Annotated in this window: 25 protein-coding genes; 19 read left to right on the top strand and 6 right to left on the bottom strand. The window is 37.6% G+C overall.

Features of this window, described 5'->3' with window-relative positions:
* The first annotated feature begins 9 nt into the window (after positions 1–9).
* From SB679_RS06485 to SB679_RS06445, 9 genes are all read left to right on the top strand, one after another.
* Entirely contained in the window at positions 10–1,743 is a 1,734-nt protein-coding gene (locus tag SB679_RS06485) for a thiamine pyrophosphate-dependent enzyme (protein ID WP_410701473.1), read from the top strand.
* Complete coding sequence (locus SB679_RS06480; protein ID WP_410701472.1) at positions 1,743–2,993, top strand: MFS transporter; 1,251 nt, start codon at positions 1,743–1,745, stop codon at positions 2,991–2,993. Before SB679_RS06485 ends, SB679_RS06480 begins: the two co-directional genes overlap by 1 nt.
* Before the next feature lie 133 nt (positions 2,994–3,126).
* Positions 3,127–3,609 (top strand): hypothetical protein, encoded by a 483-nt coding sequence (locus tag SB679_RS06475; protein WP_410701471.1) that lies wholly within the window; start codon positions 3,127–3,129, stop codon positions 3,607–3,609.
* Between the two features lie 3 nt (positions 3,610–3,612).
* The gene (locus SB679_RS06470) at positions 3,613–4,338 is read left to right on the top strand and encodes a hypothetical protein (protein ID WP_410701470.1); all 726 of its coding nucleotides are present in this window, start codon (positions 3,613–3,615) and stop codon (positions 4,336–4,338) included.
* Between the two features lie 96 nt (positions 4,339–4,434).
* Positions 4,435–5,871, top strand: a complete 1,437-nt coding sequence (miaB, locus tag SB679_RS06465) for a tRNA (N6-isopentenyl adenosine(37)-C2)-methylthiotransferase MiaB (protein WP_410701469.1) — start codon at positions 4,435–4,437, stop codon at positions 5,869–5,871.
* A gap of 71 nt (positions 5,872–5,942) precedes the next feature.
* A complete protein-coding gene (locus tag SB679_RS06460) occupies positions 5,943–6,389 on the top strand; it encodes a hypothetical protein (protein ID WP_410701468.1) in 447 nt (148 codons plus the stop codon).
* Between the two features lie 109 nt (positions 6,390–6,498).
* Positions 6,499–7,788, top strand: a complete 1,290-nt coding sequence (locus SB679_RS06455) for a sigma-54 interaction domain-containing protein (protein ID WP_410701467.1) — start codon at positions 6,499–6,501, stop codon at positions 7,786–7,788.
* A gap of 84 nt (positions 7,789–7,872) precedes the next feature.
* On the top strand, positions 7,873–8,424 hold the full coding sequence (locus tag SB679_RS06450) for an LptE family protein (protein WP_410701466.1): 552 nt from the start codon (positions 7,873–7,875) through the stop codon (positions 8,422–8,424).
* Position 8,425: 1 nt separating this feature from the next.
* Positions 8,426–10,507: a hypothetical protein gene (locus SB679_RS06445; RefSeq protein ID WP_410701465.1), complete on the top strand. Its 2,082-nt coding sequence runs from the start codon at positions 8,426–8,428 to the stop codon at positions 10,505–10,507.
* Between the two features lie 143 nt (positions 10,508–10,650).
* Here the strand turns inward: SB679_RS06445 and SB679_RS06440 are convergent, their stop codons facing one another.
* The 4 genes from SB679_RS06440 to SB679_RS06425 form a co-directional block, all read right to left on the bottom strand.
* On the bottom strand, positions 10,651–11,244 hold the full coding sequence (locus SB679_RS06440) for a DUF4126 domain-containing protein (protein ID WP_410701464.1): 594 nt from the start codon (positions 11,242–11,244) through the stop codon (positions 10,651–10,653).
* A gap of 147 nt (positions 11,245–11,391) precedes the next feature.
* Entirely contained in the window at positions 11,392–11,766 is a 375-nt protein-coding gene (rnpA, locus tag SB679_RS06435; protein ID WP_410701463.1) for a ribonuclease P protein component, read from the bottom strand.
* 90 nt (positions 11,767–11,856) lie between these two features.
* Complete coding sequence (locus SB679_RS06430) at positions 11,857–12,579, bottom strand: ThiF family adenylyltransferase (protein WP_410701462.1); 723 nt, start codon at positions 12,577–12,579, stop codon at positions 11,857–11,859.
* A complete protein-coding gene (locus tag SB679_RS06425) occupies positions 12,572–13,198 on the bottom strand; it encodes a TatD family hydrolase (protein ID WP_410701693.1) in 627 nt (208 codons plus the stop codon). The genes SB679_RS06430 and SB679_RS06425 overlap by 8 nt, the downstream gene beginning before the upstream one ends.
* 95 nt (positions 13,199–13,293) lie before the next feature.
* On the opposite strand from SB679_RS06425, the gene SB679_RS06420 reads away from it, so the two are divergent.
* The 9 genes from SB679_RS06420 to SB679_RS06380 all read left to right on the top strand — a co-directional run bounded on the left by SB679_RS06420 (position 13,294) and on the right by SB679_RS06380 (position 22,865).
* Positions 13,294–13,923, top strand: a complete 630-nt coding sequence (locus SB679_RS06420) for a TetR/AcrR family transcriptional regulator (RefSeq protein ID WP_410701461.1) — start codon at positions 13,294–13,296, stop codon at positions 13,921–13,923.
* A gap of 103 nt (positions 13,924–14,026) precedes the next feature.
* Positions 14,027–15,022 (top strand): outer membrane protein assembly factor BamD, encoded by a 996-nt coding sequence (locus SB679_RS06415; protein WP_410701460.1) that lies wholly within the window; start codon positions 14,027–14,029, stop codon positions 15,020–15,022.
* 41 nt (positions 15,023–15,063) lie between these two features.
* A complete protein-coding gene (locus SB679_RS06410) occupies positions 15,064–15,387 on the top strand; it encodes a DNA-directed RNA polymerase subunit omega (protein ID WP_034709258.1) in 324 nt (107 codons plus the stop codon).
* Positions 15,388–15,508: 121 nt separating this feature from the next.
* The gene (gene coaBC, locus SB679_RS06405; protein ID WP_410701459.1) at positions 15,509–16,714 is read left to right on the top strand and encodes a bifunctional phosphopantothenoylcysteine decarboxylase/phosphopantothenate--cysteine ligase CoaBC; all 1,206 of its coding nucleotides are present in this window, start codon (positions 15,509–15,511) and stop codon (positions 16,712–16,714) included.
* Between the two features lie 36 nt (positions 16,715–16,750).
* Positions 16,751–17,653: a DUF4835 family protein gene (locus SB679_RS06400; protein ID WP_410701458.1), complete on the top strand. Its 903-nt coding sequence runs from the start codon at positions 16,751–16,753 to the stop codon at positions 17,651–17,653.
* A gap of 78 nt (positions 17,654–17,731) precedes the next feature.
* A complete protein-coding gene (locus SB679_RS06395) occupies positions 17,732–19,384 on the top strand; it encodes a DNA repair protein RecN (RefSeq protein WP_410701457.1) in 1,653 nt (550 codons plus the stop codon).
* Between the two features lie 340 nt (positions 19,385–19,724).
* On the top strand, positions 19,725–21,191 hold the full coding sequence (locus SB679_RS06390) for a DUF5687 family protein (RefSeq protein WP_410701456.1): 1,467 nt from the start codon (positions 19,725–19,727) through the stop codon (positions 21,189–21,191).
* Position 21,192: 1 nt separating this feature from the next.
* A complete protein-coding gene (locus SB679_RS06385) occupies positions 21,193–21,906 on the top strand; it encodes an ABC transporter ATP-binding protein (RefSeq protein WP_410701455.1) in 714 nt (237 codons plus the stop codon).
* A gap of 20 nt (positions 21,907–21,926) precedes the next feature.
* Positions 21,927–22,865 (top strand): Dyp-type peroxidase, encoded by a 939-nt coding sequence (locus SB679_RS06380; protein WP_410701454.1) that lies wholly within the window; start codon positions 21,927–21,929, stop codon positions 22,863–22,865.
* A 92-nt stretch (positions 22,866–22,957) separates the two neighbouring features.
* On the opposite strand, the gene SB679_RS06375 is transcribed toward SB679_RS06380, so the two are convergent.
* Together SB679_RS06375 and fumC are read right to left on the bottom strand one after the other, a co-directional pair.
* Positions 22,958–23,149, bottom strand: a complete 192-nt coding sequence (locus SB679_RS06375) for a hypothetical protein (RefSeq protein WP_410701453.1) — start codon at positions 23,147–23,149, stop codon at positions 22,958–22,960.
* A gap of 157 nt (positions 23,150–23,306) precedes the next feature.
* Positions 23,307–24,701: a class II fumarate hydratase gene (fumC, locus tag SB679_RS06370; protein WP_410701452.1), complete on the bottom strand. Its 1,395-nt coding sequence runs from the start codon at positions 24,699–24,701 to the stop codon at positions 23,307–23,309.
* Positions 24,702–24,838: 137 nt separating this feature from the next.
* Between fumC and SB679_RS06365 the strand changes: the two genes are divergently transcribed.
* A complete protein-coding gene (locus SB679_RS06365; protein WP_410701451.1) occupies positions 24,839–26,446 on the top strand; it encodes a fumarate hydratase in 1,608 nt (535 codons plus the stop codon).
* Positions 26,447–26,537: the final 91 nt, after the last annotated feature.

Raw genomic sequence — 26,537 nt, 5'->3', positions numbered from 1 at the left:
ATAGTAATTATGGCTAAAAACATAGCAGAGCAAATTGTTGAGATGCTCGAGAACGCAAATGTGAAAAGAATTTATGCAGTAACCGGCGACAGCCTTAATCACCTGAATATTGCAGTGAAGAAAAGCAGTATTGAATGGATCCATGTGAGGCATGAGGAAGTAGGAGCCTATGCAGCAGCAGCCGAAGCGGAGCTTGACGGTTTTGCAGTTTGTGCAGGAAGCTGTGGTCCCGGCCATGTTCACCTGATCAATGGCGTTTACGAAGCTCACCGATCCCATGTTCCCATGTTGGTTATTGCCTCTACCATTCCCAGTGACGAGATGGGGATGGATTATTTCCAGGAAACCAATACTATAAAATTATTCGACGACTGCAGTTATTATAATCAAATGATTACAAGACCGGAGCAGGTACAAAGAACGATGCAGACCGCTATTCAGCATGCAATTTCTAAAAAAGGAGTAGCTGTAATAGGGCTTCCCGGAGATGTTTCCGAGCTGGATGCAGAAGAAGCGACTACATCTGCACAGATATTTAAAACGAACCCAATTATTCGTCCTTCAGACGAGGAAATGTCCCGATTGGCAACCCTTATCAACGAAAGTGAAAAAGTGACCCTCTACTGTGGAATCGGAGCAGGAAAATCTAGCGCCGAGGTCATCGAATTATCAAAGGTTTTAAAAGCGCCGGTAGGCTATTCTTTCAGAGGTAAAATGGCCATTCAGCCTAATAATCCTAATGAAGTGGGGTTAACGGGGCTTCTTGGGTTTCCGTCCGCGTACCACGCGATGCATGAAGCCGATTTGGTGATTCTTTTGGGAACCGATTTTCCTTATCAGAAATTTATGCCGATAAAAAATAAAATCGTCCAGATTGATGAAAGCCCGGAAAGACTGGGGCGCAGAGCCAAGCTGGAATTAGGCCTTACAGGAGATGTTAAAGAAACCATTAAAGCATTACTTCCTTTATTAAAAGAAAAAACAGATAATCATTTCCTTAATCAACAGCTGGAATTTTATGAAAAAGTAAAAGAAAACCAGTTGGAATATGTAAAAGATTTTGGAAAAGAAAATGCTATCCAGCCTGAATATGTTGCCCATACCTTAGATCAGATGGCTGAAAAAGATGCAATTTTTACCGTAGATACAGGAATGTGCTGTGTTTGGGGTGCAAGATTCATCACAGGAACAGGCGAGCGGAAAATGCTGGGATCCTTTAACCACGGATCTATGGCTAATGCAATGCCAATGGCTATTGGTGCCTCATTGGCTCATCCCGGAAAACAGGTTATTGCCATGTGTGGAGACGGAGGATTATCCATGCTGCTTGGAGATATGGCAACGATTTTTCAATATAAACTGCCTGTAAAACTGATTGTTTTCAATAACAGGACCTTAGGAATGGTAAAATTGGAAATGGAAGTTGGAGGGATGCCTGATATTGAAACCGATATGGTCAATCCTGATTTTGCTATGGTAGCACAAGCAATGGGCTATCCCGGTAAAAATGTTCATAAACCGGAAGAGGTTGCAGATGCCATCAAGCAATGTCTTGAATATGACGGTCCTTACCTTTTAAATATTTTCACCAACCCAAATGCGCTGGCGCTTCCTCCGAAAATTGAATTCGATCAGGTGCTGGGGATGACAAAATCCATGGCACAGCTAATGTTAGGAGGTAAAATGGAAGAAGTATTGGATACGGTAAAAAGCAACTATAAACATATTAAAGGACTACTGTAATGAATAGCTCGCTGAAGAAATTCTATGTTATTGCCTGGGCATTCGGGCTTATTTTTTATTTTTTGGATTATGTGATTCGTTCCGCACCCGCAGTAATGATTCCGGAGCTCGTTACCAATTTCAATACCACAGAACTGAAACTGATCAGTATGGTGGGAACCTATTATTACACCTATTCAACATGCAGCTTGATCGCAGGAATCGCTTTAGATAAATTCGGAGGCAAGAAATCCCTGTTTGCCGGGACGCTAATACTGGGAATCGGCTGTCTGTTGTTTTTGATTTCTACTCAGACAGGCGGAATTGCAGGAAGGCTGTTGCAGGGTGCTGGTTGTGCCTTTGCTTTTCCCGGATGTGTTTATCTTGCAAGTAAAGGATTTTCTTCAAAATCTCTGGCAACAGCGATCGGAGTTACCCAATGCATAGGAATGCTTGGTGGTACCGCCGGACAATTCATTGTAGGCCCATGGGTAGAACAGGGAGTTAATATTGATACGTTCTGGCTTTGGTCCGGAATTATCACCATTATCACAGCGTGCTGCTTGTTCTTTGTTATTCCCAGTGAAAAGAAAGAAAAAGAAAAGGATTCAAAAGACAATAAATCTGCCTCTTTAAGCTATTTAGATCCCTATAAAATTGTTTTTAAAAACCCCCAATCCTGGTTGTGCGGCATTATTTCAGGGCTGTTGTTTGCTCCTACCACGATATTTGCCATGACCTGGGCCGTTTCCTTTTTTGAAAAAGATAAAGGTTTTGTTTTTCATGATGCGGCGATTACCAGTGCAATGGTTGCCTTCGGCTGGGTGTTCGGATGTCCTTTATTAGGATTTATTACAGACAAAATAGGAAGGAGAAAACCTGTTCTGGCTGCCGGAGCCTTGTTGATGATTCTGAGTTTATTACAGTTGATTTATCTTCCGGATCTGTATCCGGCAAAAATCAGTATGTTTATCTTTGGGGTCGGTTCCGGCGCAGCGATGATCCCTTATTCCGTAATTAAAGAAGCAAATCCTGATTATGTAAAAGGAAGTGCTACAGGAGCTATTAATTTTATCACCTTTGGTGTAACTACTTTATTGAGCCCTGTTTTCAGCAGATGGTTTGGAAAAAGTCTCGGAACGACCGCAGGTGAAATTCATTTTCAGCATTCTGTGCTTTTTTGGGTTGCGGGAATCGTTTTAGCCATTCTTATTTCCCTGATGTTAAAAGAAACAGGAAGTAAAGTGCAGGCTAAGCCTTTAAACGCATAAAATCATCAGAATTCATATTTTTGATAAATAAAGAAAAACTTCATGCTTTTTGTATGAAGTTTTTCTTTGTATAGGAGGTAAATATTTACCTTTGTTTAAGTTTTTTTAATAGATAACGAATTATAATATAGCTATGAAAACTTTAGCACTATTTCTGGCTCTTTTTGCCGCTCATTTCTCATTTGCACAAGATCTTGAAGAAAGGGATGACTCTTTTATTTCAGAAAATAATAAAAACCTACTGAAAATAGATATTAAAGAACCTTTTCTGCAGGTTGCGGTTAAAAACTGTAATGATTTTAAGCCTGCCGCTTTTGATGGCGGAGCAGCAGCATACAAGGAGATTCTCAGAAAATATATGTACATGTATCTGAATTCTGACTTTTATACGCTGACAGGAGATTTTACATTCACCTTAACGATTGATGCAATGGGAAAAGTGATTGATGTTGAAGGTTCTCCCAACGTTTTAAACAGTAAGGTATTCTTTGATGATATGCAGTATGTGGTTAGAAGGATTAAAAAAACATGGACTCCGGCTATGTGTAACGGACAGCCCGTGAAGTCCGAAATGAAACTTAAAATGAGCTTCTCATCATTCTCAGCAGATATGTAACGCATGAAAAAAGTGATATTTCTTTTATTTTCTTCATCGGTTTGTTTTGTGCAGGCTCAGTTTCTGGATGAATATCCTAAAAATCAGGATTTTTATGAAGGTGGGATAGTTAATTTCTATAAGGAAGCACACGAATACCTTAGCAGTAATAAGTTTAAAGAATGTGATGCTGAAGAAATCTATCAACCCAGAATTATTGTAACGAAAGATAGCAATGTTAAGCTGGTAAAAGATAATGACACTGCATATATTGCAAAAAATAAATGTGCATATAATCTGGCTATAGAAGTAATTAAAAATCTTAAACACTGGAAGCCGGCTGAAGTGAAAGGCGGGAAAGTTGGGGCTGTTACTGAATTTATATTCTATCCCAAAGATCTTCTCAGTCAATATAAAGAGGGCTATAATCCAAATGCTTTTATTTTGCCTGCTCAGTATCCGGATGGCATGAAGAAATTCAATGAAGATTTTCATGATAATTTTATGGCGCTGTTTTTTGATTATCATATTAATGGAGATATTAACCTGGAATTTTATATAAGTACAGAAGGAAAGATTATTAACTCCAGAATTTATCCTGTGATAGATAATAGAGATTTTAATGTAGATTTTTTGAGAACGCTCTCAAGGATAAAGAAAACCTGGAAGCCTGCTTTATATTCTCATATTCCGATTAAGCAGAGAATTGCATTTCCTATGAAATTTTCAATGAATTTCAATGAAAGATAATCCTGCCATTCTGTCACAATATTTTGTATCTTTGTAGACTAATCAATTTTAAAATTAGTCTAGCATCTAATTCTAATTTTTAACCTCTTATAAAAAGTGCAGGAAAAATATATAGACGAAACAAAACAAGGAGAAGCTTTTGCGATTGCTGAACGACCTGATAATTCTAAAAAACTGTTTTTAGAAAGTTACGGCTGTCAGATGAACTTTTCTGATTCCGAGATTGTTGCCTCTATTCTTAATGAGCAGGGATACAACACAACGCTGAAGGTTGAAGAAGCCGATCTTATTCTTTTAAATACATGCTCTATCCGTGAAAAAGCGGAGCAAACCGTAAGAATGCGTCTTGCCCAGTTCAAGAATCTTAAAAAAGAAAGACCCAATATGACGGTCGGTGTTCTTGGATGCATGGCTGAGCGATTAAAAACCAAATTTTTAGAAGAAGAGCAATTGGTTGATTTGGTCGTAGGTCCGGATGCATACAGAGACCTGCCGAACCTATTGAAAGAAACAGAAGACGGCCGCGATGCCATCAATGTTATTCTTTCAAAAGAAGAGACGTATGCAGATATTAACCCGGTTCGTTTAGGAGGTAACGGCGTTACAGCATTCGTTACGATTACCAGAGGATGTGATAATATGTGCACGTTTTGTGTAGTTCCTTTTACCAGGGGAAGAGAAAGAAGCCGTGATCCGCATTCAATCCTTGAAGAATGTAAAGGGTTATGGGAAAGCGGGTACAAAGAAATTACGCTGTTAGGACAAAATGTAGACTCTTATCTTTGGTATGGAGGAGGTCCTAAAAAAGATTTTGCCAAAGCTTCTGAAATGCAGAAAGCGACGGCTGTTGATTTTTCCCAATTGCTTGACCAGGTAGCCAAAGCAGTCCCTGAAATGAGAATCAGATTCTCTACTTCCAATCCTCAGGATATGAGTCTGGATGTATTCAGAACAATGGCTAAACATGAAAATATATGTAAATACGTTCACCTGCCGGTGCAGAGCGGAAGCAATGCAATGCTGGAAGCCATGAACAGGCAGCATACCCGTGAAGAATATTTAGAATTAATTAAGCAGGCCAAAGAAATTGTTCCTGATATCTCTTTTTCTCAGGATATGATTATTGGTTTCTGCAATGAAACAGAAGAAGATCATCAGGATACATTAAGCCTGATGAGAGAAGTAGAATATGACTACGGTTATATGTTTGCGTACTCCGAAAGACCAGGAACTCCTGCTCACAAAAAAATGGAGGACAATATTTCTGCCGATGTAAAACAAAGACGTCTGGCGGAAGTAATTGATCTTCAGAGAGAACTTTCAAGAAAAAGGATGGAAACCTATGTAGGAAGAGTGCATCAGATTTTGATTGAAGGGGTTTCCAGAAAAAATGAAAACCAATGGAAAGGAAGAAATTCCCAGAATGCCGTGTGTGTATTCGATATGCTGGAAGGACAGAAGATAGGTGACATTGTGGACGTTTTTGTTTATGATAATACCCAAGGCACACTTTTAGGGAGAATTGCCGAATAAGATTTTCAAAGAAAATAAGAAGTTTAAGCAGCGAAAGAATTATTATCAATAGTATACCTATAAAATAGAAAATGGAAAAGTTTCAGAAGTATTGCCTTAGTGTTCTATTGGTAATCATCTACAACAATATTTCTGCGCAGGTAAATAATGGCAGCATCGAAATCGATGACTGTAAAAAGCTGTATGAGATCTATCATAAATTCTTACATACCCAAGGGTGTGACGGAACGATGGATTTTGCAATCCAAAAAATAAATGTTGAATACACAGCAATAGGCCAAAAACAAAAGGCAACAGATGCTTTTGCAGGAAGTATTTCCGGAAAAAGACAGAGTTCTGGTCACAATTTTTATCTGGAAACATCAGGTTTTCCCAATGGAAAGCATGATAAAGTACTTGAAAATTTTAAAAGACAAAGCAAAGAATATAGATTTGCGGAAAATACAGAGTTAAAAAGTAAAGTTTCAAAAATCAGAAACAAAGATTATTTAGATTTAAGATACAGCCTTACCGTATAAGGAATAAGGCAAGGTAAAGGAAAACAATCATTTCCATTATTTTAACCAATCTGCAGAAGATTCAATGAAGATGCAGGTTACTTTTAAATCAATAATCAAAAATTTACTTATGAGCAACGACTTACAAAACATAAAAAACCGCTTCGGAATCATCGGGAATTTTCCTGCATTGAACCGTGCTTTAGAAAAAGCAATCCAGGTAGCACCCACGGATATTTCTGTGCTGGTGATTGGAGAAAGTGGAGTGGGAAAAGAATTCATCCCTAAAATTATCCATTCAGAATCCAGAAGAAAACATCAGCCTTATATTGTGGTCAACTGCGGCGCAATTCCTGAAGGAACCATCGATTCCGAATTATTTGGACATGAAAAGGGAGCTTTCACAGGAGCTACAGCAACCAGAAAAGGATACTTTGAAGTAGCAGATGGCGGAACCATATTCCTGGATGAGGTAGGAGAACTTCCCTTACAGACTCAGGTGCGTCTTTTAAGAGTGCTGGAAAGTGGTGAATTCATGAAAGTGGGTTCCTCACAGGTTCAAAAGACAAATGTGAGAATTGTAGCCGCTACCAACGTCAATATGATGAAGGCAATTCATGACGGAAGATTCCGTGAGGATTTGTTTTACAGATTAAATACAGTGCAGATTGATATGCCTCCTTTAAGAGAAAGAAAAGGCGATATCCATTTGCTGTTCAGAAAATTTTCAATAGATTTTGCAGAAAAATACAGAATGCCTGAACTGGAATTGGAACCAAGTGCAGTGCATTATGTTGAGAATTATGCCTTTCCCGGAAACGTTCGACAGTTAAGAAATCTTGTTGAACAGATGACTGTGGTAGAACGAAACAGAAATGTAACCGTTGAAAAACTGGCAGAATACATTCCTATGGAAACTCACCTGCCAATGGTCGTGAATGCGCCCAATGCACAAAAACAGCCTGACTTCGGAAGTGAAAGAGAAATTATGTATAAAGTTCTCTTTGATATGAGGAATGATATTAATGACTTAAAATCCTTAACTTCGGAATTGATAAAGAACAGAGGAGCAGGAGATTTGAGTAATCATGAAAAGAACCTGATCAACAGAATCTATACTCCGGAACCGCAGCAACAGGCCGTCAGCCAGAATTCATTGCTGTATTTTGAAAACAGCAATAATCCGGTAGTGCAGACGCCCACCATTATTTCAAATGCAGATGACAGCTACGAGGATATTGAAGATATTGAAGTGGAAGAAAACAGACCGGAATCACTTTCCCTTCAGAATAATGAAAAGGATTTGATTATTAAGGCTTTAGAGAAGCATAAAGGAAGGAGGAATAAAGCCGCAGACGAATTGGGAATTTCCCAAAGAACTTTATATAGAAAAATAAAACAGTATAATTTAGAAGACTAATGTATTGTTATTATACCATATAATAAATTAATAGCTTGATTTTCAGATTTATAATTGTTGAAAATTAAAAGAAATCAGATTAAAATGAACGTTAAGATTAAAAATATTACAATAAGACAGCCTAAATTAACTTGGGTACTGTTTATTTTTCTGGGAGTTTTAAACTCTTGCTATAGTTTTACAGGATCATCCCTTACCGATGAAAAAACAGTTAAAATCAGTGAATTCCCGAATAATGCGTCTCTTGTAAACCCTACATTGTCACAACAGTTTTCTACCGACATTCAAAATAGATTTTTGCAGAGAACCACTTTGAAAGGGACAAAAGAAAATCCTGATATTCTTATCGAAGGAGAAATTACGGGATATACCTTTTCACCTACTACGATCAGTTCCAATACCCAGACGAATCCTTCAGGTGGCGTCGTTCAGGAAGCCCAAAATAAATTGACGATCACAGTAAAGGTACATTATGAAAATAAACTGCATCCGGACTCAAGTTTCGACAGAACCTATTCTGATGAAGCCGTTTTCAACAGCAGTTTATCACAAAGTGAAATAGAAGCCTCTCAGGTGAAAATTGTAACAGATAGAATCATTAACAAGATATTTAACGATATTGTAGCGAATTGGTAAGATGGATCCCAGAGTTTTAGAATTATTAAAGAACCCAAAAAATATTCAGTCAGAAGATCTCAATCTTTTGAAAGAAGAGATTCATGCATTTCCCTATGTTCAAAATATCAGGGCATTACATTTATATGGAGTTCATCTGTATGATAAAGAAAATTACCAGAAGGAGCTCTCCGTAACGGCGGCATATACCACTGATAAAAAGATTCTTTACCAGTTGATTAACGGTAAAATTCAACATAAACCGGCCCCTGAAAGTACGGAAGAGAAAAAATCTCCCAAGCCAGCCGAAAGTGAAGGAAGGTATGCATATCAAGATAAAGGATTTCCTATAAAAAGAGACCAGCCAACGGAAAATGGAGTTGAAAAGCAGGAGCAGGAAACCGTTCCGCATATGCCCGAACCTACGGAAGAGATCAAACCTATTTTTGTAAAAGGGGAAAGAAACAGAATCTTATTTGAAGGCGAAGAAAATTTCCTTGATGAAAAAAATACAGGAACAATAGATCTTGAATCTACCTTAGAATCAGGAACCTTAGTCATTCAAAAACAGGAGGTTATTGAAGAACCAATTGTTGAAGAACCAGCTATTGAAGAAGTAGTAAATAAGGAAGAACCAGTCGTAGAGAATCCTCAAGAGGAGTTTACGCCTGAAACCATCGTTAATGAAGATGAAATTGCCTTACCATCCGAAAAAGAGGAAGTCAAGGATGATTCAGAATTAAGTTTCCATGAAACCGAAACGCTGCCATCTGAAATAGCAGATAACGAAGAGGAAAATCATCCGGTTGAAGAACATACCGAAGATCAAAAAGAAGTAACAGCTGCCGAAGAAACAGATTATCAAACAGTAGAAGTTCCCGAGGAATTCACTGTCGAAGAAATTATAAACGTTTCCAAACCTAGTGTTCAGGAAGAACAGAAAGTAGAGGAAGATGATGCAGAGCTTAGCTTCCACGGAATGGAGGCATTCTTGCCTGATGTAAAGATTCAGGCAAATACAGAGGAGATCGCAACCGCTGAAGTGATTCAGCCAAGCGCCAACAAGCATGAAGATGAAATGCGGCGCTTGATAGAAGAGGTTGAGAAAAAGATGAAAGTGGCGAAGGAATCAGTTTCTGAGCCAAAAAGTGAAGAGCCCGAAACCACAGATCATGAGATCAGTTTTGCAGAAACCCAGCAATTTCATTTCTGGTCAACAGAAAAAGAAGATAAACCTATTGTTGATGAGGTGATTGCAGAGTACAATGAGAACGAAGCTGAAACTATAGAGACGGTTGAAGCCCCGGAGCCTCCTGTACAAATAGAAGAACCGCAGAAGGCACAGAAAGAAGTGAAATCGGCCTGGAAACCAATGAGCCTGGAAGCTCATATTCCTGATTCTCTACTCAATAAACCAGCGGATAAACCGGAACAAAAAATTGAAGAACCTACACAGGAACAGAATGTTCCTTTAGTGATAGAAAAAGCTGAAGATAGTCAAATAGAGACAGAACCGCATCAGCAACAGAACAACGAACCGGTAAAGACCGAAGAAGAACCTGTTGATGTTCAAATTGAAACTAGCAATATAGCTGTAGAAAAAGAAAAGCAGGATGAAGCTCCTGTTATGAATGTTTCTTTCTTCAGTTCAGATATTTCGAGCCTGCCGGTGAGCAGAGCCGAAAAAGAGGAGGTTAACGAAAAAGAAGAAATGACGTTAGAAAAAGAGACCGTTCAGAATATCCTTGACAGCAATGTTCCCGGATTTATCAATACCTGGCAAAGCTGGTTGAAAATTGACAGACCGGAAGAAAATGAAGAGCAGGAACCTAAAACGGAAGATAAAATAAAAGTTATCGATGCTTTCATTGAAAACAATCCTAAAATAAGCCAGTTAAGAGAAGAGGGCAGCTATGTAATCAGAGAAAAGAAAGGTGACATTTCGCATTTGATGACCGAAACACTGGCCAATCTGTATGTAGAGCAGAAACTTTACAGCAAAGCTATCAAAGCTTTTGAAATCTTAAAGCAAAAACATCCTGAAAAAACAGAGCATTTTAATGCTAAAATTGCTCATGTTAACGATATTAAAAGTGGAAAATAAGTGGTAAAGTGCTGATTTATATCTTTTTTATATTGGGTCTTTATTCTTCCCCACTTGGCGGAATAATGTCTTGTTGTGAATATACAATTGATTAATTCTTAAGGGATATCCTAAAGAAAAAGTATCATGTAAAAACTAATGTATTAAGAACTCGTTTTTCTGAATTTCCGTAAGGCTTTCCGTCCTAAGACCCAGACTGCAATTACTAAACCTATCGCACAAATGGCGGCAACAATAGGAGCTGCTATTGCCAATACGGTCATAATGCCCGCACCAGCAGTTTCAGTAGTTCCTACAACAGAATTGCCTAATCCTCCTGTGGTAGCTGTCGAAGCCGCCCGGAGCCCGGCAAATCCCGAACTGATGGTCGCAGCCGTTCCTCCACCCGCAATCAGTGCCAACGCCCACTGAGGAAATGTTCCCAAATCGGCAAACTGACTGGCAAATAAAACAGAGCCGGCTACCGTGGCCATAGGAACAGAAACAGTATCCAGCAAGTGGTCAATAAAAGGGAGGTAGTAAGCCAGTATCTCGGCTACTGTGGCAACTCCTGTAGTGATAAGGGTGGGAAGTCCTGCAAGCCATTCAAAACTCTCATTCATGGGGATCCAATGAAGATAAGAGGCCAGACTTACGGCAAACATCGGCAGAAATACCCTGAAGCCTGTTGCTGCAGCGAGGCCGATACCAATAAAGGCACTCAGGACATAAGGAAGAAAGGGAACGTGGTCTAACATATTAATTTCCAGATTTATTGTTTCCCCCTAAGTTACAAAAACTGTGCAAAGATTCCATTAAAATATGATTCCTTGTTTCCTTAGTGTACAATGCATTTTCTTCATGAAGCCAAAGCAGTATCATGAAAAAGTAAAATATCAGAAAAATTATGATTTTTTTTGAGCCTGGCAAAGGTTGATGAAATGCGCTTCAACATCCTGAAATTTGGGAGGCATTTCCGGAGAAACCCAAAAAAGCATAGCCATTGTTTTTTCTCCAAAAGAGGCTTTGAATAGGTCTTTATGGAGACGGTAGCATTCTCTTAAAAGTCTTTTTATACGGTTTCGGTGTACCGCCTTTTTGAAATACCTTTTAGAAACGGAAACACCTATTTTTGTGCTTTCAACAGGGAGGTTCGGTCTGTCTTTAAGGATAATAATTCTCAAATTTCCGCAGGTTTTCCATTTGCCTTTTTCGAAAAGCAACGTGATCTCAGTGTTTTTTTTGAGTTTTTCCTCTTTGGGATATTTGAAATTATTCATTTACGGAAGTAAATATAAGTTTTTATTTAAGATGCATTGACCTTGTTCTGTCTGTCATTGGAAATATCAGAGAAAACAAAGTCAGCGCAATTAGTTTTTGATCAAATGAGTAATGACTTCAGAAGCTGCGTATAATCCGAAAATTGCAGGAATATAACTGATCGTTCCATAGAAAGACCTTTTATAATTGCTGCCATCTGTCATTTTCAAACTGTCTTCATTTTGAAGTTCATTAGAAAATACACATCTGATCCCTTTATTGATATTTTCTTTTTTAAGTCTCTTTCTTAATATTTTCGCAAGGTAGCAGTTACGGGTTTTACTGATGTCTCTTACCATCACTTTGCTGGGATCGATTTTGCCGCCGGCTCCCATCGAACTTACAATTTTGATTTTTCTCTTTTTTGCGGCTTTCATCAGAAATAACTTAGGCGTCACACTGTCAATGCAGTCTAAAATATAATCAAATGTCTCCGCATCCAGAATTTCATCCATTCTTTCAGGATTCAAAAACTCATTGATTTTGTTTAAATTCAGTGTAGGATTGATGTCTAAAAGTCTTTCGGAAACTACATCCACTTTATGTTTTCCCACGGTAGAATGCAAAGCCGGAAGCTGTCTGTTGATATTGGTAATGTCTACAGTATCACCATCTACGATGGTCATATTACCGATTCCGGTTCTTGCTAAAAATTCAGCGGCAAAAGAACCTACGCCTCCCAGGCCTACAATCAGTATATTTGCTTTATTTAGCTTTTCCAATCCATCTTCCTTAATAAGAAGTTCCGTTCTTTCCAGCCAGTCTTTATCCATTTTTTATCGTGTCTAAATTTTCTAAAATTTGTTCATTAAGCGTTTCCAAAGAGATCTCCTTGAGTTCAGCAACCTTTTGATACAGTTCTTCAATGTTGAAGTTTTCATTATCAGTTTCCAGAAAAATCTTGTCTAAAGGAGTCATTTTCAAAATATCCTGCAAAGATAAATGATACAAAACAGCTTTTCCAAAACTCAAATAAAAATTATTTTTCAGAAGATCTTCCGCAATACGGTGTTTTTTATTAAAACCATGAATAATCATGGCCTGTTCAGCCTTTTTTTTAAAAGAAATGACTTCATAGAATTTTCTTACACAATGAATGATTAACGGCTTCTTGAGTTCATTAGAAAGGATAATCTGTTGTAAAAAAACGTTCTCCTGGACTTTTTGCGGAACATGAACAATAGAATCCAGCCCGCATTCTCCTATCGCAAAGCAGTCTGCAGAAATATTTGATTTCAGCCAGGCATATTGATTATCAATGTGCTCTACATCAATATCTTTTGGATGAATTCCTATAGAATATAGAGATTCCGGCGGGGAATTTTCCATATCTACATTGTAGATTCCATACGGGATATTTTTCTTATGATGATGAAAATCAAAAAAAGCCATCTGCAAAAATACTACAATTTAGAATTAATTTGAAATTATTAAACGAACGTTTATAAATCTGTTAAAAATTTCTTAACTTTACGTAAAGTGCGCGCATGAGAAAAAAATTTACAGAGAAACAAATCCATATATTGGATATTGCGGAGGAGCTTATTGCTAAAAAAGGATACGAAGGAACTTCTGTAAGGGATATCTGTACCAAGGCAAATATTAATGTAGCGATGATCTCTTATTACTTTGGTTCCAAAGAAAAAATGATGTCTTATCTCTACCAGTACCGTGTGCTGAAAACCAGAGAAAATTTTTCTGAATTTGCAGATACTATTAAAGAAGGAAAACCTGAAATGCAGATGAAGGAAATCATTAAATATATTGTTTCCCAGTTATTTAAATATAATTATTTCCACGGATTTGTCACTCAGGAACTTCGCCATACCGAAAACCTGAAGGATGAACTGCTGGATTTCTATCAGCTGTTTGTGAAAAAACTGGATGAAGTCATTAAAAAAGGTGTGGCTTCCGGAGTTTTTACGTTTACCCCTAAACCTGAAGATATTTTGACTACGATTATAGGCTCTACACTTTTTGTGATCCGTAATAAAAACTTCTATGAACTCTATGTTCCAAGTAAAAATGAAGAAGCATACGGTAAAGAAGCTGAAAAAAAAGTAAGAATGAATCTTCTGCTTACTGTTTTTGCCATTTTGGGATACGCTGCAGATTAAAATAACGTTAAATATTCATAAAAAAAAATCTATTGATAAAAAAGTTATATTTTTGCAAATTAGTAAATCGGCTATGTAATCCGAAAACTGTTGAATTTTTTATATGAAAAAATATATTTTAGGTCTTTTTGCAGTAGCAGTGCTTTCATCATGCGTTAGTCAGCAGGAAAAAGCTATGAAGAGTGCTGATAAGAATTTCATCTTAAAGGCAGCTAATGACAACTTTGCTAAGAAGAAGTGGAAAAACGCGCTGGCTCTTTATGACAGGCTTGCCAACCTGGTTGCAGGAACGGATGATTTTCCTAATGTAGGTTTCAATACGGCGTATGCTAACTACTACGACAAGAATTATAAACTGGCAGGTCATCAGTTTAAGAACTTTGCCGTAAGCTTTCCAAAAGATCCGAGATCTGAAGAAGCTGCGTATATGTCTGCTTTATGTTACTACGAAGGATCAATGGATTATAACCTGGACCAATCCAGCACAGAATTGGCCATTAATGAGCTTCAGGATTTCCTTAACAATTATCCAAACTCTGAAAGATCTAAGAATATCAGCCAGCTTGTAGATGAGTTGTCTTATAAATTAGAATTCAAAGCATACGAAAATGGAAGACAGTATTTCAAAATGGGAGATTATAAAGCAGCGAATGTTGCTTTAGATAACGTATTAAACGACTTCCCAAGTACAAAACTTCGTCCGAAAATTTATGACTATATCATGAAGTCCCGTTATTCTCTGGCTTCAAAATCTATTTATGGTCTGAAAGACGAACGTATTGAGAGCGCAATTGCTTATACAAAATTGGTAGAAAAAGAACTTCCCAATACAGAATATTCTAAAACGGCTGTTGAATTAAGAGCCAGATTAGAAAAAGAAAAACAAAACTTTGCTGCTGTTAAGAAGATTACAGAAGCAAGAATTGCAACGATGACGGAAAGACAGAAAAAAGAAAATGATAAGCTGTCTGAAAAGGAAAAGACAGAGCAGCAGGCAAAAGATCAGATCAGTAATGAGAAGAAAGCGATGCAGATCCAGAGGGATAGTGCAGCACTTAGTACCCCTCCGCCGGCAGCGACTTTCAAAATCCAAAGATAATTCGTAAATTTGTCCTCTTAAAATAAATTAAAATTCTCAAAATGAGTGTAAAAGATACAAAAGCAGAAGTAAATACTATAACTTACGATAAAGATAAGATTGAAGATAAAGTAGGTTCAATCTATGAAGCTATTGTTATCATGGGAAAGAGAGCAGAGCAAATCAATGCAGAAATCCGTACGGAACTGCACAATAAATTAGATGAATTTGCGGTTCACAATTCTACATTAGAAGAAGTTTTCGAGAACAGAGAGCAGATTGAAATCTCTAAACACTACGAAAAACTTCCAAAACCAACATCTATCGCTATTGAAGAATGGTTGAACGGTGATGTGTATTTCAGAAAAACAGAAGACAGAAAATAAAATTTGTGTTTTTTATATATGAAGGTCATAAAAGAATTCAATTCTTTTATGACCTTTGTTGTTTCATACCCGTGTTTGTGGTAAAAAATAAGTAATTTAGTATTTCAAAAATTAAAACTCAATGAGTATTTCCGGTAAAAAGATACTTATCGCTATTTCTGGAGGAATTGCAGCCTATAAAATTCACTTTTTGATAAGAGATTTTGTTAAAAAAGGAGCTGAAGTTCAGGTGATCATGACTCCCGATGCCGAACAATTCGTTACAAAGCTCAGCATATCGACACTGTCTAAAAAACCGGTCTATACTGATTTTTACAGTGATAACGGAACCTGGAACAGCCATGTGGAACTTGCTTTATGGGCAGATGTAATGCTCGTGGCGCCCTGTACTGCTAATACTCTGTCTAAGATGGTGCATGGAATGTGTGACAACTTAGTCATTGCTACGTATATGTCAGCCAAATGCCCGGTGTTTATTGCACCTGCTATGGATCTTGATATGTATGTGCATCCTTCTACCAGGAAAAACCTTGAAATGGCTGAAAGTTTTGGTCATGTGGTGATTCCGGCTGAAAGTGGCGAACTGGCAAGCGGACTGATCGGACAAGGAAGAATGGCAGAACCGGAAACAATTTCCAATACCATCGAGAATTTTTTCAACTCGCAACAGGAAGCTCAAACCCTTCGGGGAAAAGTGGTTTTAATCACCGCGGGACCTACTTATGAAGCACTTGATCCGGTACGTTTTATAGGAAATCATTCCTCAGGGAAAATGGGATTTTCCTTAGCGGAAGAAGCTTCAAAAAGAGGTGCGAAAGTTATTCTTATTTCAGGGCCAACTGCTCAGACTATTAACGATAAAAATGTAGAACTCCATAAGATTACTTCTGCAAAAGAAATGTTAGCCAAAGTATTCGAGTTTTATGATACCATAGATATCGGCATTGCAAGTGCTGCGGTAGCAGATTATGCACCCAAAGAAGTCGCCAAAGAAAAGATCAAGAAAAATGATGAAAATCTGACCCTGGAACTGGTTAAAAACCCGGATATCCTGAAAACAATGGGTGAGAAAAAGACCCACCAGTTTTTGGTGGGATTTGCTTTGGAAACTCAAAATGAAGAAGAAAATGCAAAAGGAAAACTTGAAAAGAAAAATTTGGATATGATCGTACTGAATTCCTTACGGGATGAAGGTGCCGGTTTTAAAAATGACACCAACAAAATAAAAATATTCACAAGAACGGAGAAAAAGGAGTTTGACCTTAAATCTAAAGATGAAGTAGCAAAAGATATTCTCAACTTTGTAGAGTCCCAACTTTTAAAATAATTTTAATAAATTTCCGTTCTCAATATTTAATAGATAATGAAAAAAATTATAAGCTTATTTTTTCTGCTTTTCTTATATAACCTAAGTTTTTCTCAGGAATTACTGGCTACGGTTCAGGTGAATTCCCAACAGTTAGGAGGAAGTAACCAGCAGGCTTACAAAGCCCTGGAGAAAAGTCTTAGAGATTTCATCAATAATACCAGCTGGACGGGTAAAAAACTTCAGAATTTTGAAAAAATCAAATGTGGTTTTTCGATTGTTATTTCAGAAAAGGTTGATAACAAATACAAAGGAACCATTGTCATCCAGGCAGTACGTCCTGTGTACAATACCACCTATGAATCTCCGCTGATTAACCTTCAGGATCAAAGATTTGGATTCGAATATGTTGAAAACGAAAACCTTATCTTTAACGAAAGACAGTTTTCAGGAAAGAACCTGATAGATGTTATCAGCTTTTATGTATATGTGATTCTAGGGTATGATGCAGACAGCTTCCAGTCAATGGGTGGGGCTCAGTGGTTTTCAAAAGCCCAGCAGATCGCTCAGAATTCTCAAAACAGGAATTATGAAGGATGGGATGTTGTTAAAGAACCTAGAAGCCGCAGCTTATTGATTAATGAAATTATTAATCCTAACTGGAGTCAGCTTCGGGCAACGATGTATACCTATCACAGAGCGGGGCTGGATAATTTATTCAACCAGGACCAGACTTCTGCTAAAAAAGTGATTTTTGATGCCTTGATGCAGCTTAAGATGTATGAAAACTCTTTTCAGCAGGCCTATTATTTCAACTTGTTTATGGATAATAAAAGCGACGAGATCTTCAATGTTTTCAATTCCGGTAATAACGGGGGAATCATTATTGGTGATCTGAAACAGCTTATGACCACCTTATCTCCAAAAAATACAGAAAATAAATGGAGCAAGTGGAAGTAAAAACACTGTTGCAGCCCTATTGAATACAGTGTCCTAAATTTCTATATTTGCACTACTAAAGTAATCAGCTAAACATCCATGCTTTCGAGAATTTATATTAAAAACTTTGCCCTGATTGATACGCTTGAAGTATCACTCAATAACGGTTTGCAGGTAATCACCGGTGAAACGGGAGCAGGGAAGTCTATTATTTTAGGAGCATTACGACTTATTCTGGGGGAAAGAGCAGATGCGAAATCCATTTCCAATGCACAGGATAAAAGCATTGTGGAAACCGAATTTGACTTAAATAACCAGTTCAAAAAATTCTTTATTGAAAATGATCTGGATTATGAACACCAAACGATCATCAGACGCGAAATATTACCTTCAGGAAAATCAAGGGCATTCATCAATGATGTCCCGGTAACCCTGGATGTTTTAAAAGAATTGTCTTCACAGCTGATTGACATCCATTCCCAATTTGAAACCTCAAACCTTTTCACTTCAGAATACCAGTTTAAAATTATAGACGGACTTTCTGAAAACAAAAACGGGATTGAGGATTATAAAAATGAATTTTCTGACTTCCAAAGCTTAAAAATACAGCTTAAAAAATTGCAGACCCAATTATTGGAAAACAATAAAGAAAGCGATTACAAAAAGTTTCTGTTGAATGAGCTTGAAGAACTGGGGCTTGATCAGATAGATTATGAAGAAGTACAAAATCGACTATCTGTTCAGGAAAACGCAGGAATGATTTCTGAAAATCTTGCTCAAATCCTCTCGAGATTCCATCAGGAAGAAATGGGGATCTTGTCTTTTTTTAATGAAGCAAAAACCAAATTATCAAAAATAGCGGAAGTTTCCCACAGCTTTTCAGAACTTGATGAAAGACTGGAAACCTCGTTTGTTGAATTAAAAGATATCATCTCCGGACTTGAAGATGAAGCCTACAAAATTGAAATCAATCCTGAAAATCTGGCATTCCTGTCCGAACTGAATAATAAGATCAATGCATTATTGGTTAAGCATAATGTTTCCGATATCAATGAATTAAGAGAAATTCGGGATCAGCTTTCAGGCGAACAAAACAGTGCTTCAGAACTTGAAGCTTCCATTGTGGCTATTGAGGAAAATATTTCCAAAAAAGAAATAAAACTCCAGTCTTTAGCTGAAAAACTCTCTAAAAATAGAAAAAAAAGCATTCCTGTTTTCATCAAAAAAACTGAAGGACTCCTAAAAAAACTGGGACTTGAAAAAGCAAAAGTAGATATAGAACTTCAGGATACCACTGAATTTAACGCGTTTGGGAAAGAAAACATCCAGCTTTTGTTTCAGGCGAATTCCGGATTTCCATTGAAGCCTATTCAAACCGCTATTTCCGGAGGGGAAAGATCCAGAGTGATGCTTGCGGTAAAAAAGATCATTGCAGAAAGTGATGAAGTTCCTACCCTTATTCTGGATGAAATCGATACCGGAGTTTCAGGAAAAGTGGCTGAAGAAATCGGGAACCTGATGCGTGAAATGTCGGAAGATATGCAGCTTATCGTCATTTCTCACCTTGCACAAGTCGCCGCCAAAGGAAACGATAACTACAAAGTGATCAAGCAGGATATTTCAGGAAAAACCCAGTCTACGATTGTTCCGTTAACTGATGAAGAAAAACTTAATGAGATTGCCCAACTGCTTTCCGGAAGCAAGATCACAGAGGCAGCATTGGCACAGGCTAAAGAGCTTATTGATAACTAAACTTTCAGTTTAGTATTATTCATCAAATAGTACTACAAACTTTTATACAGGCATAATCCACTTAATTGCATTATTTGTGTGAACTAAAGTATAACCATTTACAGATCTCTGTTAAGCCTACTTTAATGGATGTTATCAAATTCCCCTCTTTTGGAGGGGTGGCAAATCGAAGATTTGACGGGGTGGTTTAAAAAGAAGATACTGCTTTCGTTACTCAGGATTAAATTCTTAATTCAATTTCCATTCCCATATTTCCCTGTAAATTATCAATATCATTATATATCGCACAATATTTTGTAACATTTCTACCATTATATTTACTAATGTAAAAAAGAGAAATATGTTTTTAAAATTTCTAAGACTAGAAATCAAAAGTTTTTTTCGGGGGAGTTCTTTAGGAATTAATCTGGCGATGAAGATTTTCCGTTTTATCGGAATTCTCTATTTTATGGGCTGTCTGGCCGGAGGTGCTTTTGCCGCTTTTTTCTATATCCGGAAGGAGATGAATCTTGATCCTCTACTGATCGTTTCAAAATTTCTGATCATTGCCTGGGCAATAGATCTTATTCTCAAATATATCTGGCAGGAAATGCCCACACAGAACATCAAACCGTTCCTGACTTTGAATATTCCAAAGAATACACTAGTCAATTACATGCTCATAAAAACCTTTCTTTCAGCATTTAGCTGGCTGAATTCTTTATTTTTTATCACGTTTTCTATCATTGCCATGTTCAACGGATATAGCATTATAGGAGTGTTAGCTTGGTTTATGGGAGTTTCATTACTGTTTTACCTTAATAACTTCATTAATATTCTGTTTAATGACAAAGAGGTTGTTGCCATTGTCATAGGCTGTATCTTTGCAGCGGTTGGTGCATTAGGATATTATAATATCGTTCCGGTACTTTCCTACTCAGAGAAATTTGTATATGCTTTTTATAGCAAGCCGTACTTTATATTAATACCCTTGATCCTGTTCTTTGGACTGTGGAGAATCTGCTTTACCTATGTTCGTAAAGAATTTTATCTGGACCAGGGACTAGAAGCGAAAAAAACAGTTGGAAAAACAGAAAATATTGCCTTCCTGAATCAATATGGAGTCATAGGAACCTTTATCAATAATGATATAAAAATGCTGAGACGTAATAAAGTAACGAGAGGCATTTTGCTCGGAAGCTTTATGTTTATTTTTTACGGAATGCTGATGTACACTTCTGTGGTTTATAAAACACCGGCGATGATGATGTTTATGGGGCTGTTTGTGACCGGAGGGTTCCAGTTTCTTTTTGGACAGAGGGTTCCCGCATTCGACAGTTCTTATTATCCCTTAATGATGACCCTGAATGTACCTTACAAAGAATATTTAAAGGCCAAATGGTGGCTGATGAATATTGTAACAGGAGTTTCCATGATTGTTGCTGCTTTTTATGCTTATTTCGGATGGGAAATTTACGTTACATTCTTGGTTGCCGGACTTTATAATATTGGAGTTAATTCACAGTTTACCCTGTGGTCGGGAGCGTTCAACAAAACTCAGATTGATTTAAATTCTAAAGAAAAAAGAATTGGACAGAAAAACAGTTTTAATCTGAAAGCACTTTTATTGCTAATCCCAAAAATGTTGCTGCCGATGGCTGTTTTTGCCGGAGCTAAATATCTGTTCGGAATGACAGCAGGTGTAGTAAGTGTTGCCGCCCTGGGACTGATCGGCTTTATCTTTAGAGAGAAAATTTTCGACATCATTGTCAAGCATTATAAAAGTGAAAAATACAGCACAATAGACGCATTTAAAAATAAAGGTTAATATGATCACAATACATAATTTATCTAAAACTTACGGAACGGCGACAGTTCTTAATATTGAGAATATTGAAATTCCTAATGGGGAAACGTTCGGGCTTGTAGGGAACAACGGAGCCGGAAAAACAACGCTTTTTAGCCTGATGCTGGACCTTATTCAAGCAACGACAGGATATGTGAGCATTGACGGAATTAAAGTCAATGAATCTGAAGCCTGGAAAAGTAAAGTTTCAGCTTTTGTAGATGATACTTTCCTGATCGGATATCTTACTCCGGAAGAATATTTCTACTTTATCGGAGAACTCAGAGGACAGAATAAAGCTTCTGTAGATGAATTTTTGAAACAGTTCCACGATTTATTCAACGGTGAAATTTTAAACTCCGGAAAATATGTTCGTGATCTCTCCAAAGGAAACCAGAAGAAAGTAGGAATCGTAGGGGCCATCATCGGACATCCGGAAATTATTATTTTAGATGAACCTTTTGCCAATCTGGATCCTTCCACGCAGATTAAACTTAAAAATTTAATTAAAGAATTATCAAAACAGGATGGCGTAACTTTTCTTATTTCCAGCCACGATCTTTCACACACCACAGAAGTGTGTAATAGAATTGTTGTGGTAAATAAAGGAAAAATGGTAAAAGACATCCAGACCAATCCTGAAACATTACAAGATCTTGAGCAGTATTTTGCAGACCAGGTGTCTGTTCCTGTTTAATTTAAAATATCACATCATTTATGAGCATAGAATCACAGAATGTTACGGATTATCCGAACAACAATACCATTTTCATGGTTTGGAAGCTTCACGAAAACGCGCCGCAAATAAAAGATGTTTTCCAACGGCTTTGTGCTTTGATGCTTAATCTGAATAATTCTGCTTTTAACAGATTTCCGGATAGCCGTGCGAGCGGTGTAATGGGAATAGGATATGAAGCCTGGAAGAAACTTGAACTTCCAACCCCCATGCCTAAAGAGCTATCTAGCTTTGAAGAAATACGCGGGGACAAGCATGCGGCAGTTTCAACACCGGGTGATCTGCATTTTCATTTAAGAGCAGATAATCAGAGCCTTATTTTTGATATGAGTATTGAAATTTCGAAGCTGTTAAATCCGGTGGCAGAAAGTATTCTAGAGATTCATGGCTTCAAATATTGGGATGCCCGCTCTATTTTAGGTTTTGTGGACGGAACGGAAAACCCGCATGGCGAAGACCGTGAATATTTTGCAAAAATTGGCGAAGAAGATCTGCAATACAAAGGTGGAAGTTATCTTTTTGTCCAGAAATATCTCCATAATATGGCTGCTTGGAAAAGCCTTTCTACGGAAGATCAGGAAAAAGTGATAGGAAGGTCTAAAGAAAATGACATTGAAATGTCTGATGAAGTAAAACCTGCCAATTCGCATATCGCTTTAGCAAATATTGAAGGCGAAAATGGTGAAGAACTGAAGATCATAAGAGATAATATGCCTTTTGGAAACCCTTCCACTAATGAATTTGGAACTTATTTTATTGCCTATGCAAGTACTTTTACGACCATCAATAAAATGCTTACCAATATGTTCATTGGGAATCCTCCGGGAAACTATGACAGAATTTTAGATTTCAGTACAGCAGAAACGGGAACCCTATTTTTTGTTCCGACCAGAAATATGCTTGACGATTTTGCAGGATAACTATTGACTGTAAGCATAATATAAAGGCCGGAAAATTGTTTTCCGGCCTTTCCTTTGAAGGATTTTATCAACTATTCATACATTTTATCCGGTTAAGAAAGATCGGGATCACACATTTCTATGGGTACAAGGCATTTTGTAGAAGAACAGGGATTTCCTGATGGAATTTGAAGACAGCATGCATGATATCCGTTATAGACAATATGAAACGTGCTTGCCGGACATGTGTGTCCTCCCAATACTTCTTTTAAATTTTGTCTGTTTAATCGTTTTGAATTTTTCATAATATTTTGTTTTATAGTATGTTGTGTTTATATCACTAAATTATGAAAAATAATAATTCAAAAAACAATTTTATTATAAAATATAAAGAATAGCTCATGGTAAATAATAAAACCCCGGAAATTCCGGGGTTTTATAGAGTATATAACAATTAAAAAATTATTGTAAGCTGCCTACCATGTTTTCCGGTTTTACCCACTCATCAAACTGTTCTGCAGTAAGAAGACCCAGGTTTACAGCCTCTTCTTTCAGAGTTGTTCCGTTTTTGTGAGCTGTTTTTGCAATCTTGGCGGCATTTTCATAACCTATGTGAGTATTCAAAGCTGTAACCAGCATTAAAGATTTGTCCACCAATTCTTTGATTCTTTCATGATTAGGTTCAATCCCCACAGCACAATGATCATTGAATGAAATACATGCATCTGCAATCAGTTGTGCAGATTGTAAGAAATTATAAGCCATCACAGGTTTAAAAACATTCAGCTCGTAATTCCCTTGCGTTCCTGCAAATGAAATAGTAGTATCATTTCCTAAAACCTGAGCACAAACCATCGTTAACGCTTCATTTTGTGTAGGATTTACTTTACCTGGCATAATTGAAGATCCCGGTTCGTTTTCAGGAATATGAATTTCACCGATTCCGGAACGCGGCCCGGAAGCCAGCAATCGAATATCTTGGGCAATTTTAAACAGAGAAACTGCCAATTGCTTTAACGCACCGTGAGATTCTACAATAGCATCATGTGCTGCAAGTGCTTCAAATTTATTTTCTGCTGTTACAAAAGGAAGATTGGTGAATTTTGCAATGTATTCGGCTACTTTTACATCATATCCTTTCGGAGTATTCAGTCCAGTTCCTACCGCAGTTCCGCCCAAAGCAAGCTCAGAAAGGTGAGGTAATGTATTTTTTAACGCTTTTAAACCATAATTTAACTGAGCGACATACCCTGAAAACTCCTGGCCTAGAGTTAATGGAGTAGCATCCATTAAATGTGTTCTTCCGATTTTTACAATATCTTTAAATGCAGCAGACTTTTCAGCTAACGTATTTTTTAGTTTTTCGACAGCAGGGATCGTGGATTCCACTACTTTTTTATAAGCAGCAATGTGCATTGCTGTAGGATAAGTATCATTGGATGACTGGGATTTATTTACATCATCATTGGGATGAACTTCAGACGGATCTCCTAGATTCCCGCCGTTGTTAAAGTGTGCTCGGTTAGAAACCACTTCATTGATATTCATATTCGACTGGGTTCCGGAACCTGTTTGCCAGATAACCAATGGAAACTGGTCATTCAGTTTGCCCTCCAGGATTTCATCGCATACCGTGGCAATCATTTCTCTTTTCTCAGCAGAAAGAACTCCCAGATCGGTGTTGGCGTACGCCGCTGCCTTTTTCAGATAAGCGAATGCTTCAATGATCTCATGCGGCATAGAACCTTCAGGACCAATTTTGAAATTATTTCTCGAACGCTCTGTCTGAGCCCCCCAAAACTTATCGGCAGGTACCTGTACCTCACCCATGGTATCTTTTTCTATTCTGTAATTCATTGTGATTGAAATTTTTATAAAATTACGGAATACCAGAGAAATTCACAATTTATAATCGTTATAAATATGAAAGGATATTCGTGATTTTACTCATGTTTTTTTGAGTATGTTTTATTTTTGCACAAAGAAAAAATTGAATGGAATTTAGATATCAGGATCCATACCCGATTCAGAAAGATGATACGGTATACAGAAAACTTACTTCAGACTACGTAAAAGTGGATCAGTTAGGGGAAAGAGAAATCTTAACGATAGACCCAAAAGGATTGGAATTATTGGCTGAAGAAGCCATGGCAGATGTTTCTTTTATGCTGCGTTCTTCCCACCTGGAAAGTCTGAAAAGAATTATTGATGATCCTGAAGCTACAGACAATGACCGTTTTGTTGCCTACAACCTTCTTCAAAATGCTGCTGTAGCAGTTGAAGGTGCACTTCCTTCATGTCAGGATACCGGAACGGCCATCGTGATGGGGAAAAAAGGAGAAAACGTATACACAGGTGTTGAAGACGGCGAACATTTAAGCAAAGGAATTTATAATACTTATCAGAAAAGAAACCTGAGATACTCCCAGATCGTGCCTTTAACGATGTTCGAAGAAAAGAATTCAGGTTCCAATCTTCCGGCTCAGATTGATTTGTATGCTAAAAAAGGAAATTCTTACGAATTTTTGTTTCTTACAAAAGGGGGTGGCTCCGCGAACAAAACCTTCTTGTATCAGAAGACAAAATCATTGCTGAACGAAAAATCTCTTGAAGAATTTATCAAAGAAAGAATTTCAGACTTAGGAACAGCGGCCTGCCCGCCATACCACTTAGCATTGGTTATTGGAGGAACTTCTGCGGAAGCGAATCTGGCAGCGGTGAAAAAGGCTTCAGCAAAATATTATGACAACCTTCCAACAGAAGGAAATGAAGCAGGACAGGCCTTCAGAGACCTGGAATGGGAAGCTAAAGTTCAGAAAATATGCCAGGAAAGTGCCATCGGTGCTCAGTTTGGAGGTAAATATCTTACCCATGATGTACGGGTGATTCGACTTCCTCGTCACGCGGCTTCTTGCCCGGTGGGAATGGGAGTTTCTTGTTCCGCAGACCGAAATATTAAAGGAAAAATTACCAAAGAAGGAATTTTCCTTGAGCAGCTTGAGCAGGATCCGAAAAGATTCTTACCGGAAACCCCTCCACATCTGGAAGAAGCGGTTGAGATTAATCTGAATAAGCCAATGCCTGAAATTTTAGCAGAGCTCTCAAAATATCCGATCAAAACAAGATTAAAATTAAACGGAACTCTGATCGTAGCGCGAGATATCGCTCATGCCAAGATCAAAGAATTATTAGACAGCGGAAAACCGATGCCTGAATACTTTAAGAACCACCCTATCTACTATGCAGGACCTGCAAAAACTCCGGAAGGAATGGCTTCAGGAAGTTTTGGACCAACAACAGCAGGAAGAATGGATGTGTATGTGGATGAGTTCCAAAGCCATGGCGGAAGTATGATCATGCTGGCAAAAGGAAACAGAAGTAAAGATGTAACCAATGCCTGCGGCAAATACGGAGGATTCTATTTAGGATCAATCGGAGGGCCTGCTGCGATTTTGGCAAAAGACAATATCGTATCTGTAGAAGTCGTAGATTTCCCGGAACTAGGGATGGAAGCCGTACGTAAAATTGAAGTGAAAGACTTCCCTGCGTTCATCATTACAGATGATAAAGGAAATGATTTCTTTGCTGCACTTGCACATTAAACAACTAAAAATGATCAGATATTCCGGATTTAGCATGAGATATAATGCATAATAATCTTGGATATGGTATCCGATCTGTGTTGAATTAGTT

The organism is Chryseobacterium sp. SIMBA_029, from assembly GCF_046535275.1.
Taxonomy (GTDB): Bacteria; Bacteroidota; Bacteroidia; order Flavobacteriales; family Weeksellaceae; genus Chryseobacterium.
The sequence above is the reverse complement of the archived record's forward strand: the minus strand, read 5'-3'. Positions and strand labels throughout refer to the sequence as shown.